Annotated in this window: 12 protein-coding genes; 4 read left to right on the top strand and 8 right to left on the bottom strand. The window is 70.6% G+C overall.

The window, feature by feature from the left end; translation table 11 throughout:
- Positions 1-195 precede the first annotated feature (195 nt).
- Complete coding sequence (locus AC1DSZ_RS05555) at positions 196-5,397, bottom strand: alpha-2-macroglobulin family protein (RefSeq protein ID WP_476837424.1); 5,202 nt, start codon at positions 5,395-5,397, stop codon at positions 196-198.
- Between the two features lie 233 nt (positions 5,398-5,630).
- Here AC1DSZ_RS05555 and AC1DSZ_RS05550 point away from each other — a divergent pair, with 233 nt between their 5' ends.
- Together AC1DSZ_RS05550 and AC1DSZ_RS05545 are read left to right on the top strand one after the other, a co-directional pair.
- Complete coding sequence (locus tag AC1DSZ_RS05550) at positions 5,631-7,082, top strand: peptidoglycan-binding domain-containing protein (protein ID WP_476837377.1); 1,452 nt, start codon at positions 5,631-5,633, stop codon at positions 7,080-7,082.
- 177 nt (positions 7,083-7,259) lie between these two features.
- A complete protein-coding gene (locus AC1DSZ_RS05545; RefSeq protein ID WP_476837376.1) occupies positions 7,260-8,903 on the top strand; it encodes a Na/Pi cotransporter family protein in 1,644 nt (547 codons plus the stop codon).
- Positions 8,904-8,915: 12 nt separating this feature from the next.
- Here AC1DSZ_RS05545 and pcaDC read toward each other — a convergent pair whose 3' ends face one another.
- The 7 genes from pcaDC to AC1DSZ_RS05510 all read right to left on the bottom strand — a co-directional run bounded on the left by pcaDC (position 8,916) and on the right by AC1DSZ_RS05510 (position 15,906).
- On the bottom strand, positions 8,916-10,121 hold the full coding sequence (pcaDC, locus tag AC1DSZ_RS05540) for a bifunctional 3-oxoadipate enol-lactonase/4-carboxymuconolactone decarboxylase PcaDC (protein ID WP_476837375.1): 1,206 nt from the start codon (positions 10,119-10,121) through the stop codon (positions 8,916-8,918).
- Positions 10,122-10,149: 28 nt separating this feature from the next.
- The gene (locus AC1DSZ_RS05535) at positions 10,150-11,517 is read right to left on the bottom strand and encodes a class-II fumarase/aspartase family protein (RefSeq protein WP_476837374.1); all 1,368 of its coding nucleotides are present in this window, start codon (positions 11,515-11,517) and stop codon (positions 10,150-10,152) included.
- Between the two features lie 206 nt (positions 11,518-11,723).
- Entirely contained in the window at positions 11,724-12,317 is a 594-nt protein-coding gene (gene pcaG / locus AC1DSZ_RS05530) for a protocatechuate 3,4-dioxygenase subunit alpha (RefSeq protein WP_476837373.1), read from the bottom strand.
- Positions 12,310-13,020: a protocatechuate 3,4-dioxygenase subunit beta gene (gene pcaH, locus AC1DSZ_RS05525; protein ID WP_188515765.1), complete on the bottom strand. Its 711-nt coding sequence runs from the start codon at positions 13,018-13,020 to the stop codon at positions 12,310-12,312. The genes pcaG and pcaH overlap by 8 nt, the downstream gene beginning before the upstream one ends.
- Before the next feature lie 57 nt (positions 13,021-13,077).
- The gene (gene pcaF, locus AC1DSZ_RS05520) at positions 13,078-14,277 is read right to left on the bottom strand and encodes a 3-oxoadipyl-CoA thiolase (protein ID WP_476837372.1); all 1,200 of its coding nucleotides are present in this window, start codon (positions 14,275-14,277) and stop codon (positions 13,078-13,080) included.
- Positions 14,274-15,047 carry a CoA-transferase subunit beta gene (locus AC1DSZ_RS05515; RefSeq protein WP_476837371.1) on the bottom strand — a complete coding sequence of 258 codons (774 nt, stop codon included), beginning with the start codon at positions 15,045-15,047 and terminating at the stop codon, positions 14,274-14,276. The genes pcaF and AC1DSZ_RS05515 overlap by 4 nt, the downstream gene beginning before the upstream one ends.
- 10 nt (positions 15,048-15,057) lie before the next feature.
- Complete coding sequence (locus AC1DSZ_RS05510; protein WP_476837370.1) at positions 15,058-15,906, bottom strand: CoA transferase subunit A; 849 nt, start codon at positions 15,904-15,906, stop codon at positions 15,058-15,060.
- A 173-nt stretch (positions 15,907-16,079) separates the two neighbouring features.
- Here AC1DSZ_RS05510 and AC1DSZ_RS05505 point away from each other — a divergent pair, with 173 nt between their 5' ends.
- Complete coding sequence (locus tag AC1DSZ_RS05505; RefSeq protein WP_476837369.1) at positions 16,080-16,865, top strand: IclR family transcriptional regulator domain-containing protein; 786 nt, start codon at positions 16,080-16,082, stop codon at positions 16,863-16,865.
- Between the two features lie 108 nt (positions 16,866-16,973).
- Positions 16,974-17,261, top strand: coding sequence for a hypothetical protein (locus AC1DSZ_RS05500; protein WP_476837368.1), 288 nt, complete (start codon positions 16,974-16,976; stop codon positions 17,259-17,261).
- Positions 17,262-17,358: the final 97 nt, after the last annotated feature.

Below are 17,358 nucleotides of genomic sequence, written 5' to 3'. Positions count from 1 at the left end.
AGGAGTTGTAACTCTCTCCCGCGCAGCGGGGGAGATGTCGGCGGCAGCCGACAGAGGGGGCGTTTAAGCGCCGAATCATGTGCAAGACAGCGGCGCTCCACCGCCCCCTCCCTGCCCTCCCCCGCTGCGCGGGAGAGGGTTCCGGCCGCAGCCGCCGTTCTGGTTCAAGATGTGGCCGGTGGACACTCATCGTCGTCACCGCGCCGGCGTCACCTCGACCGACCCATATGCGGTGCGGCCGAAGCGGTCGGGGCGGTACATGTCCTCCACGGTGGCGGGCGGGTGCACGTAGCGACCGGGCGAGACCGCCCGCACCATGTAGGCCAGCGTGAAGAATGCCGGCTGGCCGGGCTCGCGATCCAGCGCCGCCACGAAGCGGTCGTCGCGATACTCGGCCGCGACGGGCTCGATCTCGCGCTTGAGCCAAGGGAGGCCCTGCAGGGCGTCGGCGTCCATCAGCTTGGGATTGTCGATCTCGAGCCCGGCGGGCAGCATGTCGACGAGCAGCAGGCGCGCGTATTTCGCCTCCGGCTCCGTCACCTTCAGGACCACCACGAGGCGGTCGTTCTGCCGGATGGTGTTTGGCTCCACCTTCGCGCCGTCAAGCTTGTAGTAGGAGCGCTCCACCGCATAGCCCTGGCTGGCGGCCGGCTCCGGCGTGGTCGGGACGCCCGACAGGGTCAGCACCACCTGCGAGGCGACCTGCCCGGCGTTCGCCACCGTCACGGGGCGGCCTTCCAGCGCGTCGCCCTTCCAGCTGCGGAACAGGGCGCCGGCCTGCGGCGCGCCGTCCACGGTCAGGCGCAGGGCCTCCGCCTGGGACGAGAGGCCCTCCGCGGCCAGCACCATCCAGGCGTTCTCCTGCGTGCTCGTGTAGGACACGCCGTTGCGGGCCTCCTCGACCACAAGGCTGGCGCGTTGCAGCAGGTCCCGCCCCTGGTTGGCTTCCGCCGCCAGCGCCAGCACGCCCGCGCCGTCGCGCAAGCGCGAGCCGTAATCCGGCCGCGAGAAGCGGTCGTCCTTCACCGCGCGGATCTTGTCGAGCGCCGACGCGAAGGCGGTCTGCGCCCGCCCGCGATCGCCCAGCAACGCCAGCGCGGCCGCCACCTGGGCGCGCGACAGCGCGGACCCGAACGCGTTCAGCTTCGTGTCCGCGAGGTAGCGCAGGTCGCCCATCACGGGCCGGCCGTTGCGGGCGAGCACGTAGATCGCGTAGGCGAGCTCCTGCCCCTTGCCCTCCTGCACCTCGGTGGCGTTCGCGACCGTGTTGCGCAGGCGGTCGAGCGCGCTGTCGAGCGCCCGCTGCGGCACCGCGAAGCCGCGCTCGCGCGCCCGCGTGAGGAAGTCCGTCACATAAGCGTCGAGCCAGGCGTCGTCGGAGCCGCCGACGGTCCAGAGCCCGAAGGCGCCGTTGGAGTCCTGGCGCGACAGCACGCGGTCGATGGCGTCGCGGATGCGGTCGTCGACCTTGTCGTCCAGCGCCAGCGCCTCGGTGCGGGCCAGCTTGTTGACGTAGAGCAGCGGCATGGCGCGGCTCACGGTCTGCTCCGAGCAGCCATAGGGGTAGCGGTCCAGCGCGTGCAGCAGCGCCGGAACGTCGATCGCGCCGGCGGGCGACACCGCCATCGAAACCGAGGCCGTGCCGGGTACGAAGTCGGCCACGAGATCGCTCGACGCCGTAATGCTCGATCCGGGCGGCAGCGAACGCACCATGCGGCGATACACCGTCGAGGAGCCCGGCTGCACGCGCAGCGCGAAGCTTTGCGTTGCATCCACCCCGGGCCCGGTCAGCCGCAGGTCGACGCCCGTCATGCCGACGCCCGCGGCCGTTACCGGGATCGTGACGCTGGCCTTGCCGTTGGCCTCCAGCCGAACGGTGGAGCGCGTCGAAGCCGCCGGGATCACGAGCGGCCCTCGCACGTCGAGATCCACCGCATAATCGCCGGCCGGGCCTTCGACATTGTCGATCTGCATGAAGAAGCGGGATTGGTCGCCGAGATTCAGGAAGCGCGGCAGGGTGCCGGTCGCCACCACGGGGTCGCGCACGATCACGTCCTGCGTGGCCGCGCCGACGCGGCCCTTGCTCCACGCCACGGCGGTCACCCGCACGGTTCCGTTGAAGCCCGGGATCTCGAACGCCACCTTCGCGGTTCCGTCCGGTCCGACCTTCACGACGCCCGAATAGCGCGACACCGGCTCCTGCGCGGGCGGGTTGGCGTCGCCCGACAGCGCGGCGGCGTCACCGCCGGACCGGATGGCGCCGCGCGTGCCCTGCATGCCGTCGATCAGGAATCCGTAGAGGTCGCGGATCTCGGTCGCGAGCTGGCGCTGGCCGAAGAAGAAATCGTAGGGCTTGGGCGCCTCGAAACGGGTCAGGTTCAGGATGCCGACATCCACGGCCGCGACCGTCACGAAGGCGTCCTCCCCGGCCTGCAGGCCCGCGAGGCGGATCGGGATCTCCATGGCCTGCCGGGGCCGCATCTTCTCGGGCGCGCCGAGCGAGACGGCGATCGAGCGCGCGTCCTTGTCGAGCGCGAACCACGCGACGCCGAGCGCCCGCCCGGGCAGCCGCTTGGCTGCCGTATCGAGCGGCCGGTGCGCCAGCGCCACCACATAGGCCCCCGCGCCCCAATCGGCCTTCACCGGAATGGAGACGCTGTTCTCGCCGGGCTTCACGTCCACGACCTGCAGGTCGTGCACAGTGTCGCCCACGATCGCCACCGTGGCCTTGCCGGCGAAGCGGGGCGCGAGCTTGAGGTTCATCGTGTCGCCGGCCCGGTAGGACGGCTTGTCGAGCGACACCTCCAGCATGTCGGGCGTTTCGGCCGTTGCGTCGCCCGACCAGCCGACCGTGAAGGTCACGCTGGTGTCGCCGCCCTCGCCGCCCGTCCGTAGGTCAAGCCGGTAGGTGCCCCACTGCACCGGGATCGAGAGGCGCGCCGGCGCATCGGCCGCCACGTCGATGGCGCCGTCCGAGATGCGTCGGGCGGACTTGATGGTCTCGAAGGTCCAGCGCCCGTCCTGGTTGAACCACTGGTAGCGGCGCTCGACTTTCTGCAGCGTCCACGGCAGGGCCTTGCGCGCCAGCTTCTGGCCGTCCGGGCCCGCATAGACGACGTCGAAGGTCGCAGGCGCACCTTCGGCGAGATCGCCGAACAGCTTTTTCACCGCCGCGACCGGGCCTTTCGGCCGGATCGGGATCGTGACCGACCGCTCGATCGCGCGTCCGCCTGTTTCGCCGACCCGCAGCGTGATCCTGGCCTGCACAGGGCGGGGCGCGGCCGGATCCGGCAGCGTCATCACGACGGCGGCGTGGCCCTGCGCGTCCGTGCTGGCGCTCTCCTCGAGCGAGCCGGTGACGGTCTCAAACGCCTCGTCCTGAAGGCCCACCACGTAGCCGTCGAGACCCGGCAGAGGTGCGCCTTCCAGCGGCTGGATGGCGAACTCGCCGCCGACGTCGAGCCCGGAGCCGGGCGCGCCATAGAGATATCGGGCCGAAAGGTCGATCTGGGCGGGCTCGCCGGCCCGCAGGCTGGGCGTCTTCGGCTTCAGGTCGAGCTCGAGCCGCTCGGGCACATAGTCCTCGACCAGGAAGCTGACCTCGCCCAGCGCCGGGGCCTTCGGGTCCGCATAGGCCTGCACGCGCCAGGCGCCCCGGGCCGCGCCGGGCAGTAGGGGCAGCGAGAAGGCCCGGCCGCCGAGGCCCTGGTCCTCCACCACGGCGCGCCGATACTCCACGCCGTCCGGCCGCTTGGCCACGAGGGTGAGGGGCAGGCCCGGAACGGCCACGCCCTTGAGGTCGCGCAGGAGGGCCGTGACGTTCACGGTCTCGCCCGAACGGTAGACGCCACGCTCCGTGTACAGCAGCGCGTCGAGCGCCTTGGGGGCGACGCGGCCCTTCACGCCGCGGTCGGAGAGGTCGAAGGCCGCCTGCCCGAGATCCAGGAAGCCGTAGTCGCCCTTGAGGTCGGCCGTGACGAGGCCGGGCGCGAGGCCGCCGGTTCCACGCGCGAGGCCGGGATCGAACCGCACATAGCCGGCCGCGTCCGTCGGCTTGGTCGCCAGCACCTCGTTGTTGCGCGCGATCAGCCGCAGCTCGACGCCCGCGAGCGGCTCGGCGCTCGCGAGCGACCGCACGAGCACGTGGACACCGTCCTCGCCCGCCATCGCGGTAAGGCCGAGGTCGGACACCACGAACCATTGCGTGGCGCGCATGCCGTAGTCGTCATCGTCGGACGCCGAGGCCGAGCGCTCGCCGCCCGGCCGGGCCGTCATGATGTAGACGCCGGGTTCGAGCTTGCCGACCGCTTCCATCACAGGAAAGGCCGTGACGACGTCGCGGTTCAGGTCCTGCTTCGTGTCGAGCGTTCCCGACCAGATCTTGACGCCCTGCTCCTCGGCCAGCTGCCTGGCCTTGTAGCCGCCGATCTGGGACATGAAGTCCTCGGATCGCACGGTGGGCAGGAGGTTGCGGTCCCCGACCCGCGCGATCGCGACCTCGACCTTCGCGGTGTTCACCGAGACGACCGGGATGCCTTCCTGGCCGACGCGCGGCAGCACGTAGTTCTTGCCCGTGAAGCGCACCTGGGCGGAGCGATCGCGAACATAGACCTCGTAGTCCATGGCCTTGAGCAGGTTTTCGCCGACATTGGACGGCAGGCCCTGCCGCAGCACGAAGGCGTATCGCTCGCCGTGCTTCAGCCCGTCGACGCAGAGCTGCTGGTCCTCGGCTGTCACAGCCGCGTTGGCGCTGCCCGAAACGGCCACGAAGGGCGTGAAATCCACCTTGCCGCGCGCCAGCGGGTCCGAGAACTGGAAGCATACGCGCGGCGCGGAGGAATCGCTGTCCACCTTGTAGTCCAGCACCCGGAAGCCGTGCTTCTCGCGCAGATCCTCGTAGATCGGCCGCACCCGCGCATTGTCGGCGAGCTGGAGGCTCGTCCGATAGGCGTCCAGGGCCGGGCGCCAGATCTCGCGCAGTGCGAAGGCTTCGCCGAGCACGGCAAGGGCCGAGGCTTCGTCCGCCCGCGTGGCCGAACGCTGGTAGGCCGCATAGGCGGCGAGCGTCGCGCGCTCCTGGAGCCGCCAGCGCTCCGTGGCGTCCTTGGGATCGACCGCCAGGGCGGTGCGCGCGAAAGCGAGCCAGTTGGCGGGGTCGCGGCCGTCGATCGCGATCGCCTGTCCGTTGAGCCCGAGCGCCCGCCGGGCGTCGCCGCGCCCGACCAGCCCGGCCGCCTCGCGGCGCAAGGCATCCGCTTGCTTGCCCTGCGCGGCCGCGCCCGCGTCCTTGCGCAGCTGCTCCTCCAGCCGGACGCCGTCGCTCGCCAGGTCCTCGCGGTTGAAGCTCTTGGCCGGCGTCTGCGCGTGCGCGGCTGCGACCATGCCCGACAGCGCCATGACAAATGCCAGGGCTTTCAGAACGACGCGCATGGGAGGATCTCCGAGGGGGCGAACCATGACCGTAGCATTCCGCGGGCCGCCCGCAATGTGCGCAATGGCGCCTCCCCAAGCCGCGAGGTTGGGCACAACCAGCATTCGCTCGCCGCTCTCGACGCCAAAGCGCTGCTGCGCGACAGTGAGCGCCGATGCGTCGAGCTCAAGCCTTCGCGCCGAGCCAAGGAGAATCCTGCATGGCCAGCCGACCCGACGCGGTGACGCGGATCATCCTCATGGTCGCGATCGCGACCGGGGCCATGGCGTCCGTGGATATGAGCCGGGCGTTGGCCCAGACGGCTCCTCCGCCCGCCGCCAAGGTCGACCCCGTTTTCGAAGCTGCGCGGGCCCATTTCGACGGCCTGCCGGAAGGCGAGCGCAAGGCCATCCAGGAGGCGCTGATCTGGACCGGCGACTTCTCGGGCGCGGGGACTGGAGGCTATGGGCCGCTGACCCACAAGGGCGTGCTCGCCTTCCAGAAGCGCCAGAACGCGCCGGCGGACGGCATCCTGCAGCCGCGCGACCGCGCCGCCCTGGAGGCGGCCGCCGCCAAGGCGAAGCAGGCCATCGCGTTCGCCCGGGTCGTCGAGCCACGCAGCGGCGTGCGGATCGGCGTGCCGCAGCGGCTCTTCGACAGGCCGCCCGCGCCCGTGCCGGGCGGCATGCGCTACACGGCTGCGAACGGAACGCTGCTGGAGACGATCAGCCAGAGCGGCGGCGACGCCGAGCTCCCGGCGCTGTTCGACCGCTACAAGGCCGACGGCGCCGGCCGGCGCGTGACCTACAAGGTGCTGCGGCCCGACTGGTTCGTGGTCGCGGCCGAGTTCGAAGGGCGCAAGACATACACGCGCATCTCGGCCGGCCCCGGCGGCCTGCGCGGCTTCACGTTCACCTACCCGGCTCAGGCGCCCGAGCTCGACCGCATGGTGATCGCCATCGCAAACAGCTTCGAGGCGTTTCCCACGGCGACGCCCGCCGTCGCGGCGGCCCAGCTTGGCGCTCCGAACTCAAAGGCTGCGCCTGCAACTCCGCCGACTGCGCCGCAGCCCCCGATCGGCCCCATGCTCGCCGGATCCGCCTGGACGGTTGCGTCCGGCAAGGCGGTGACGACGGTTGCGCTAGCCGGTTGCGCCGCCGTTATGGTGGACCGCAAGCCAGTCCGGATCGCGGCCAGCGACGTGGCCACCGGCCTGACGCTCTTGGAGGCGCCCGGCGTCAAGCCTGCAGGCCTTGCGACCGCCGCGGCCCCACCGGCCGATGCTGCTCCGCTCGTGGCGATCGGCTTCGCGGCGACGCCCGACATCCAGCTCACCGCCGCCCCCGCGGAGGCGCGGGCGCCGCAGGGGAGCGACGTGCTGCGCGCCTTCGCGCCCCTGCAGAGAGGCGCGGCCGGAACGGCGCTGTTCGATCGGCAGGGCCGCCTTGCCGGGCTCGTGGCGGGCGCCGCCCCCGAGCCCAGGCTGGTGGCCGGCATATCGCCGGCGGCCAGCTGGCCGGCGATCTCCGGCGCCGTGGTGGCGAAGTTCCTGTCCGCCCACGGGATCGCCCTGCCAACCGGAACGGGCGCGGCCGATCCGCTCAGCGTCGGCCAGATCGCGGCCGCCGCGAAGGGCGCCGCGCTGGCGGTTGAGTGCCAGAAGGCGCTCTGAACCGCCAATCCGCTTGGGGCGGGCCATCGTTCGGCCGGTCGGCGCGCGGTGGTCCGGCAAGGTGGAACCGCCTGTCCGGCCTGCCGTTGAGGCGCCTTCATGGTGTTTCCGGTATATTCATTCCGTCGAGCGTCATAATGTAACGCCGTTTCCGCCCACCCCGTGCGAGGCCCCCCGATGTCCGCCACGCAGGTCATCATCCATCTCTTTGGCGATATCGCGCTGCTCCTGTGGGGCATCCACATGGTGCATAGCGGCGTCATGCGGGCTTTCGGCAGCGAACTCCGGCGTGCGCTCGGCGCGGGCCTGCGCTCGCGCGCCAGTGCATTCATGGCCGGCGTGGGCGTCACGGCCGTGCTGCAGAGCAGCACCGCCACCGCCCTGATGGCGACCTCGTTCACGGCCGAAGGCGTGGTTGCGCTGGCGCCCGCCATGGCGCTGATGCTGGGCGCCAATGTGGGCACGACCCTCATCGTCCAGGCTTTCTCGTTCGATATCAGCCTCGTCTACCCGGTGCTGATCTTCGGCGGCGTCGTGGCGTTCCGGAAGGGCGGACGCACCAAGACGCGCGACCTCGGCCGCGTCGCGATCGGGCTCGGCCTGATGCTGCTGTCGCTGCACCTCCTCACCGAGGCGATCCGCCCGATCGAGAGCGCGCCCGCGATGCGCGACCTCCTCCAGGCCGTGACGCGCGAGCCCGTTCTAAATCTCGCGCTCGCCGCCATCATCACCTGGGCGGCGCATTCCAGCGTCGCCATCGTGCTTTTCGTAATGTCGCTCGCCACGGTCGGGGTGCTGTCGCCCACGGCCGCGCTCGCGATGGTGCTCGGAGCCAATCTCGGCAGCGCCCTGAACCCGCTCATGGAGGGCTCGGGCGGCGATCCCCGGCGCCTGCGGCTGCCGCTCGGCAATTTCATCAACCGCGCCGTCGGCTGCCTGATCGCGCTGCCGCTGCTGCCCGAGATCGCGTCGTGGCTCGCCGTGCTGGATCCCTCTCCGGCCCGGATGGCGGCGCTGTTCCACATGGCGTTCAACATCGTGCTGGCGCTCGCCGCGATGCCGCTGCTCGGCCCGTTCTCCAGGCTGCTGACGCGGCTGCTGCCGCAGACCATCAAGGCCAATGACCCCGGCGCGCCGCAATATCTCGACGCCACCGCGCTGGAGACGCCCAGCGTCGCGCTGTCCAACGCGGCGCGCGAGTCCCTGCGCATGGCCGACGTGGTGGAAGCCATGCTGCGCGGCTCGCAGGACCTGATCCACAGCCTCGACCGCAAGCGCGTGGCCGAGATCGGCCGGCTGGACGACATCGTCGATCGCCTCCATGGCGAAATCGAGCGCTACCTGACGGCGATCAGCCGCGAGGCGTCCAGCGAAGCCGAGACGCGCCGGCTGGCCGAGATCCTCGGCTTCACGATCAACCTCGAGCACATCGGCGACATCGTCGACAAGAACCTCAAGGAGCTCGGGGCCAAGTGCATCAAGAATCGGCTCAAGCTCTCGGGCGAGGGGCTGGCCGAGATCGACTCCATGCACCAGCGCCTGATCGACCACATGCAGCTCGCCATCGCGGTGTTCATCGGCGGCGACGTCAACGCGGCGCGCCGGCTCGTGGCCGAGAAGGAGCAGTTCCGCGAACTGGAGCGCATCGCGACCGAGCGCCATTTCGAGCGCGTGCGTGACGGCGACACGGCCTCCATCGAGACCAGCGCGATCCAGCTCGACATCGTGCGCGACCTGAAGCGCATCGAGGCGCACATCGCGGCCTCCGCCTACCCGCTGCTGGAGCAGAGCGGCGTGCTGCGTCAGAGCCGGCTGCGCTGATCGGCGGGCGGCTTAGAGCTCGGCCCGCCACGGCTCCACGGCGTCGAGCTCCGGCCCGAGCACGTCCTTCACCCACCGGAACGCCGCATTGGCGGCGGGTACGCCTGCATAGATTGCGGTCTGCAGGAGCAGTGAGCGCAGCTCCTCCAGCGAGACGCCGTTCTTGAGCGCCGGGCGGACATGCAGCTTGAACTCCTCCTCGCGGTGCAGCGCCACCATCATGGCGAGCGTCACGCAGGAGCGCGTCTTCCACGGCAGCGTCGGGTCGCCCCAGACCTCGCCCCAGGCCGCCCGTGTGATGAAGTCCTGCCACGGGGCCGCGAACGGACCCGCGCCGGCCAGCGAGCGCTGCACATGGTCCACGCCCAGCACGGCCTTGCGGTTCGAGAGCCCACGCTGAAACGCCGCGTCCGTATGAACGGCGGGCTGTCCGGCCTGGGTTACGAGGAACTCGGCCAAGAGCGCGTTGACGTCGCCGGGCTGCTCGGCGGCGAGAAGATGCGCGGCGTCGGCAACGACCTCTAGCCGCGCGCCCGGGATGGCGGCCGCGAGCTCCTGTCCCATGGCGGGCGTGGTGACTGGATCGCCCGCGCCCGCGATCACGAGCGTCGGGGCTGTGATCGAACCTAGACCGGGCCGCAGGTCCATGTCCCGGATGGCGCGGCAGCAGGCCGCGTAGCCCTTGGGGTCGACGCCGAGCACCATCCTGGTGAAGAAGGCGAGCCGGGCCCGGTCGCGCTCCGCGAAGGCGGGCGTGAACCAGCGGCCCAGCAGCGGCCCGGCGATCGCCGCCATGCCGTCCCGCAGCACGGCCTGGGCGCGCGTCTCCCAGGTTTCGGGCGGCGGCAAGGCCGGCGCGGTGGCCATCAGCACGAGGCTCGCGACCTTTCCGGGATGCCGGATCGCGAGGTTCTGCGCCGTCATGCCACCGAGCGACAGGCCCACCACATGCGCCTTTTCGATCCCGAGCGCGTCCAGCAGGCCGGCGAGATCGTCGCCCAGCGTGTCGATGGTCACCGGCGCGGCGGACGCGGGCGAGCGCCCATGCCCGCGCGTGTCGTAGCGGATCACGCGGTAGCGCCCCGCAAAGGCGCGGGCCTGCGCCTCCCACATCTCCAGGGTGGTCCCGAGCGAGTTGGAAAACACGACCGGAGCCGCGCCCCGCGAGCCGGTCTCATCAAAGAACAGCGTGGTCCCATTCACGTCGATCAGCGGCATGGCGGTGGTCCCGATTGCGATCTGGAGGTTACGACGCCAGCGCGTCCTGGATAGGCTGCGCGGCCGCGACCGCGCGATCCACGAACCGCGCCGCCGCGTCGACGGACGGAGCCGGATCAAACGCCCTGGCGAGCGCGGCGCGGTCGAAGTCGGCCGGCAGTTCGGGCAGGCTCTCGATCACGTCCTGCAGCGAACGGCCCGAAGCGCGGACCGCGCCGGCTGCCTCCTCGACGAGATGGTGCGCCGCCGCGCGCCCGAGCGCGGGCGTCAGCGCGGAGGCTGCCGCGTCGGCGAACAGCAGCCCCTGCGTCAGGTCGACATTGCGGCGCATGCGCTCGGCGTCGACCTCGAGCCCCTCGGCCAGCCGCCGCGCTTCCGCAAGCGCCCCCGAGGCGAGGCCGAACAGTTGCGGCAGCGCGTGCCATTCCGCATGCCAGGCTCCGGCCGGTCGTTCGTGCGCGCCCGTCATGGCCGTGAGCAACGTGGAGGCGAGCCCCGGCGCCGCGCCAGCGGCCGCGAGCATCACCGTGGAAGACACCGGATTGCGCTTGTGCGGCATGGCCGAGGAGCCGCCGCGCCCGGGCGTGTAAGGTTCGGCGACTTCGCCGATCTCCGTGGAGGCGAGGCTGGCCACATCCGTCGCCATCTTGCCCAGGGCGCCGATCAGCATGGCGAGCCAGATCCCGGCCTCCACGACCGCGCTTCGCCGCGTGTGCCAGGACAGGGGCGGAGCCCCGAGGCTCAGCTCGGCCGCGAAGGCGTCCTGCACGGCCGGCCCGTGCTCGCGCAATCCCGCCAGCGTGCCCACCGGCCCGCTGAGCGAGGCCAGCAAGGTCCGCGTGCGAATATCGGGCAGCCGACCGGCGACATCCGCGAGGCCGGCCAGCCAGCCCGCGGCCTTGAAGCCTAAGCTCACCGGCGCGGCGTGCTGCCCATAGGTGCGGCCGACGCACAGCGTCGTCCGGTGCCGGCGCGCTAAGGCTGACAGCCCGGCCAGGGTGGGTCCGAGGTCCCGCCGCAACGCCTCGAAGGCGTCGCGCATCTGCAGCGCCAGCGCGGTGTCGACGATGTCCTGCGTGGTGGAGCCCTTGTGAAATGCGCTTTCCAGCTCCGCCGGCAGGCGCTTCTGCACGGCCTTCACGAACGGAATGGTCGGCACGCCCGCCAGGGCGGTCTCGACGCCCAGTTGCCGCAGATCGAGGCTGCCCGGCTCGATTGCCTCGATGGCGGCCGCCAGAGCCTCCGGCGCCAGCCCGAACCGCGCCTCGGCCCGCGCCAGCGCGGCCTCCGCCCGCAGCATCGCGGCGACCCGCGCCTCGTCCGAAAAGATCGCTCGCATCCGCTCGGTGGCGAAGAGCGGCCCGGTGAGGGCGGAGTCGAGGGCTGAGAAGGTCATCGTGTGTCATGTTCCGGTCGGGTTGCGCAGCATGGCACGCCGGGCAGTAGCCCGAAATGGCGGCCGCCGTGCTCTCCCTCTCCCCACCAGGGGAGAGGGGCAGGGGTGAGGGTGGTTCAGCTGCCTCAAACCCGGTCGTTGGCGCCCCGCCAGTCCACCCTCACCCCAGCCCTCTCCCCGTTCCGGGGAGAGGGGGCCGACGGCATCTAGGCCTCAAAAAACACTGTTTCGCCGTCGCCCTGCAGGCGGATGTCGAACCGGTAGGTCGGCTCGGCTTCGCCCGCCAGCCGCCGGGCGATCAGCGTCCGGCGCCCCTCCTCGTCGGGAACCAGCGCCAGGATGGGGTCAGCCGCGTTTGCGGGCTCGTCCTCGAAATAGATGCGCGTATAAAGATGCTTGAGCATGCCGCGCGCGAACACCGTGACGGCGATGTGAGGCGCCTGCGGCTTGCCGTCCGGGCCCGGAACCTGTCCCGGCTTCACGGTCGTGAACTCATACATGCCATCGGGGGTCGTGGGCGCCCGTCCAAACCCGGCGAAACCGGTGTTGCCGCGGGCGCGGCCATCGGCCGGATGCGCGTAGCGCCCCTCGGGGTCTGCCTGCCAGATCTCGATCATCGCGTCGCCAATGCCGACGCCGTCGCCGTCCAGCACCTGCCCGACCACGCGGATGCGCTCGCCGCCCACCGCCGGGGTCGTGAGGTCGGCCGAGAAGATCTCGCGCGTGTCGTAGTCTTTCGGCGTCAGGCAGTAGGCGAAATAGGGGCCGACCGTCTGCGACGGGGTGATGCCGTCAGTCATCGTGCGGCTCCTCCATGGGGGTGGCGTTGCGGCCGCGCAGCACGATGTCGAACACGAAGCCCAGCGCCCATTCGGGCTGCGTGGTGTCGAGATCGAACCGCGACACCATGCGGTTGCGCGCGCGCTCGTCAGTCACCGAGTTGAAGATCGGATCAAACGGGAACAGCGGGTCGCCCGGGAAATACATTTGCGTCACGAGACGCGACAGGTAGGACGGGCCGAACAGCGAGAAGTGAATATGCGCCGGTCGCCAGGCGTTGTGGTGGTTACGCCACGGGTAAGCGCCCGGCCTGATGGTGACAAAGCGGTAGCGGCCCTCGTCGTCCGTGACGACGCGTCCTGCGCCCGTGAAGTTGGGGTCGAGCGGCGCCGGGTGCTGGTCGGCGACATGCACGTACCGCCCGGCCGCATTGGCCTGCCAGACTTCGAGCAGCGTGTTTGGGACAGGGCGGCCGTCCTCGTCCAGCACGCGGCCGGACACGATGATGCGCTCGCCCAGCGGTTCTCCGGCGTGCTGGAGGGTGAGGTCGGCGTCTTCCGGCCGGACGATCTCATGGCCATAGACCGGGCCGGTCACTTCAGACAGCGTGTGCGGCAGGATCACGAGCGGGCGCTTGGGGTGCCGCTTGGCGGTGCTGCGATAGCCCTCGAACGAGTTGGAGGGGTGCGCCAGCGCGCTCTCCCGCGGGTAGATCAGGCCCATGTCGGTCCTCCTGGCTGTTGTTCGGCTTGGAGATTGCTCAGCCGGGGGAGCTCGCGTTCAGATGCGTTCCACGGCGAGCGCCACGCCCTGGCCGACGCCGACGCACAGCGTCGCGAGGCCGAGCTTGCCGCCCGTCTTGTCGAGATGATGCGCCAGCGTCATGGCCAGTCGCGCGCCCGACATGCCGAGCGGGTGGCCGAGCGCGATGGCGCCGCCGTTGGGGTTCACGTGGTCGGCGTCGTCCGGCAGCCCGAGCCCGCGCAACACCGCGAGCGACTGGCTCGCGAAAGCCTCGTTCAGCTCCAAGGCGTCGAAATCCGACACTTTGAGGCCCAGACGCTCACAGAGCTTCTGCACGGCCGGAACAGGCCCGACGCCCATGATGCGGGGCGCGACGCCAGCGGTCGCCATGCCGAGAATGCGGACGCGCGGGTGCAGGCCGTGCTTGCGGACCGCCTCCGTGGAGGCGACCAGCATCGCGCATGCGCCGTCATTGACGCCGGAGGCGTTGCCGGCCGTCACGGTGCCGTCCGGGCGGACGATGGGCTTCAGCTTGGCGAGCGCATCGGCGGTCGTTTCGCGCGGATGCTCGTCCGTATCGACCGTGATTGGCCCGGCCTTGCCGCCGGGCGTCTCGACGGCGACGATCTCTTCGGCGAAAAACGCCTTGGAACGGGCGGCCCGCTGCTGGCTGCGTAGCGCGAAGGCGTCCTGGTCCTCGCGCGAGACCTGAAAGTCCTGCGCGACGTTCTCGCCCGTTTCGGGCATCGAATCCGTGCCGTATTTCGCCTTCATGGCCTTGTTGACGAAGCGCCAGCCGATTGTGGTGTCGTAGATTTCGGCGGTTCGGCCGAAAGCCTGGTCGGACTTGCCCATCACGAAGGGCGCGCGGGTCATGCTTTCGACTCCGCCCGCGATGGCGAACTCCATCTCGCCGGCCCGGATGGCGCGCGCGGCCGATCCCACGGCGTCGAGCCCGGACGCGCAGAGCCGGTTCAGCGTCGTTCCCGGAACCTCCTGCGGCAGGCCCGCCAGCAGCGCCGCCATGCGGGCGACGTTGCGGTTGTCCTCGCCGGCCTGGTTTGCGCAGCCGAAGAACACCTCGTCCACCTGACCCCAGTCGGCCTCCCGGTTCCGCTCCATCAGGGCGCGGATGGGCGTCGCCGCCAGATCGTCGGTGCGCGTTTTAGCCAGACCGCCGCCGTAGCGGCCGATGGGGGTGCGGACGGCGTCGCAGAGGAAAACATCGCGGCTCATCGGGATCCTCCATGCGCCTTCTTGGTGCGGGCCTGGATGTCGCGCAGCACGTCGAGTTCCTGCGCGGTGGGGGGCGGGGTCTCGCCGACGTTCGCAGCATAACGCACCGGCCAGCCGGTGTTCTCGGCGATCTTCTCACGCGTGACGCCGGGTTGGATGGACACCACAATCATTTCCTTGGTGTCCTCGTCCGGCTCGAACACGCACAGATCCGTCATCAGCCGGCTCGGCCCCTTGGTCTTCACCCCCATGGCGCGGCGTTCGCGGCCCGTGCGGCCATGACCCATGGAGGTGATGAACTCCAGCTCGCCGACAAACGAGCGCGGCGATTGCGCCATTGTGATGAAGATCTCGCCGCAGTTCGTCGCGATCTCGGGCGCGCCGCCGCCGCCCGGCAGCCGCACCTTGGGGGCATCGTATGGGCCCACCACGGTGGTGTTCAGGTTGGCGAAGCGGTCGATCTGCGCCCCGCCCAGGAAACCGACCGTGATGCGCCCGCCCTGCAGCCAGTAGCGGAACATCTCCGGCACCGACACGGTGGTGAGCGCCGTGTCGCAGAGCTCGCCGTCGCCGATGGAGAGCGGCAGCACGTTGGGACGGGTCGCCAGCGTGCCGCTCTCGTAGATCAGCGTGATCTGCGGCGCGTGCGTCAGGCGCGCGAGGTTGCAGGCCGCCGAGGGCGCGCCGATGCCGACGAAGCACACGTCGTCGTTCTTCAGCGCGCGGGCGGCCGCGATGGTCATCATCTCGGTGGGGGTGTGGTCGGTCATGATGGTCCCCTCACGCGACCTTGCGGCCATGGGCCGCGAAGGCATCAGGCCCCTTGGCGAGAACGTTGTCCTTGATCCAGGCCAGGAATCCGTCCCGGTCGCGGGAAATTTTGTCCCACGCGATGTAGAAGGCGTTGTCGCGCTTGTAGTAGCCCTGCGCGTAGGACGGGTGCGCGCCGCCGGGCACGACCGCGATGGCGGTCACGGTCCAGCTCGGCAGCACCACGGCGTTGCGGTTGAGCGGGCCGAAGTCGTCCACCATCTCCTCGACGGTGACGATCGAGCGCCGGGACGCCAGCACGGTCTCCTTCTGAACCCCCGTGATGCCCTCCAGCAGAACGTTGCCCTCCCGGTCCGCCCGCAGCGCGTGGATGACGCCGACATCCGGCCGGATCGCCGGCACGGCGGCCAGCTCCTCGCCCGTGAACGGGCAGGTTATGCGCTTGATGTTGAGATTCACCTTCGGGAGATCGACGCCGAGATAGCCGCGGAACATCGCGAAGGGCAGGTTGGACGCGCCGGCCTCGTAGGCGTTCGCCATGGCGGCGTGGGAGTGCTCCTCGATGGCGAGCTTGTGCGGCCAGCCGTTCTCCACCGCGTCGCGCAGCCGGTGCAGCGAGCCCACGCCCGGATTGCCGCCCCACGAGAAAACGAGCTTCTCGGCGCAGCCCATGCCGATGAGCTGATCGTAGATGATGTCCGGGGTCATGCGGTAGAGGGTCAGGCCCTTGCAGCCCTGGCGGATCACCTCGTGCCCGGCCGCGTGCGGGATCAGATGGGTGAACCCTTCCATCGCGACCTTGTCGCCGTCGCGAATGCACTCGGCCACTGCGTCACGCAGCGTCATGAAGCGCGCCATCCGGGGTGTCTCCTCGCCGTGGTGTCGGCTTGACGTGTTCGCATTACGAACATACATTCGTATTGCGAACATTTTAGGTCCGGCGAAACCGGCCCGTCAAGGCGTGCGGCTTCGGTTTCCAATCGGTCGAGGCTGCGCCCGGCGCGTGTCGCGACCATCGAGGGTGGCTGAGAATGGAGGCGGGACCGGCGCCGATCAGCGAAGACGATCCGTCCTATGTGGGCGCGTTGGCGCGCGGGTTGTCGGTGATCCGCGCCTTCGACATCGGCCGCGAAAGCCTGACGCTGGCGGACGTCGCGAAGGCCACCTCGCTTCCGCGCGCGACCGTCCGGCGGTCGCTTCTCACCCTGCAGGCGCTCGGCTACGTGGCGAGCGACGGCAAGCAGTTTCGGCTCACGCCGCGCATCCTGTCGCTCGGCTACGCCTATCTGGCGTCCACGCCGCTCACGCGCGTTCTCCAGCCGGCGCTGGAGGCCGTGAGCGAGCGCACGCATGAAAGCTGCTCGGCCTGCACGCTGGACGGCCCCGAGATCGTCTATGTGGCGCGCGCCGCCACCAAGCGGATCATGTCGGTGGGGCTGGCCGTCGGCAGCCGCCTGCCGGCCTATTGCACGTCCATGGGGCGGGTGCTGCTGGCCGCCGAGCCGCCCGAGACGGCGCGGCGCATCCTGGCCCAGTCAGACCTGCGCCGGCTGACCCCCCACACCGAAACCGACATCGACGCCCTGATGACGATCCTCGACCAGGTCCGCCGGGACGGCTACGCGCTGGTGGACCAGGAACTCGAGGTCGGGCTGCGCTCGGTCGCCGCGCCGGTCCGCAACTCGGCAGGGCAGGTTCTGGCGGCCATGAACGCCAGCGCGCAAGCCGGCCGAATCTCGGCCGAGCGCCTCGTCGAGACCGCGTTGCCGGTGCTGCGCGAGCAGGCCGAAAGCCTCCGGGCCTCCCTCGTAAGCTGACGCCGCTTCGGCGCTTCTCCTCCGGTGTGCGGCTGCGTCCGACGGGCGCAGCCGGGGAACAGAACCGCCTTCCGGCGGTTCAACCCGTCCCATCACTGGAGGCCAACCATGATTCCGAAACTTGCCGCCGCCGCGTTCGCGACCGCCATCACGTTTGCTGGTCTTGGCATATCGAGCGCCCAGGCGGCTCCGGCCGCGCCGGCGGCTGTGGACTCGTCCGTCCAGGGCGGCGGACTGCTGAACGACGTGCGCTGGGTGTGTGGTCCGCGCGGCCGCAACTGCGTCTGGCGTGGCGGCCCCGGCCCGCGCTTCGCCCGCCCGGCCCCGTTCCGCCGCTGCGTCACGCGCGTTCAGCGTGGTCCCTGGGGCGTGCGCCGGGTCCGCACCTGCCGCTGAACACAGCGTCTGAATCAGGAACCCCGCCGGACGCGAGTCCGGCGGGGTTTTCGTTTTGCGATCTGTTGCAGGCGCCGCCATGGCGGGCGATCCCGCC

The organism is Alsobacter sp. P4_H11 (assembly GCF_056400925.1).
Note: the sequence above shows the minus strand (reverse complement) of the source record. Positions and strands in the feature narration are given on the sequence as shown.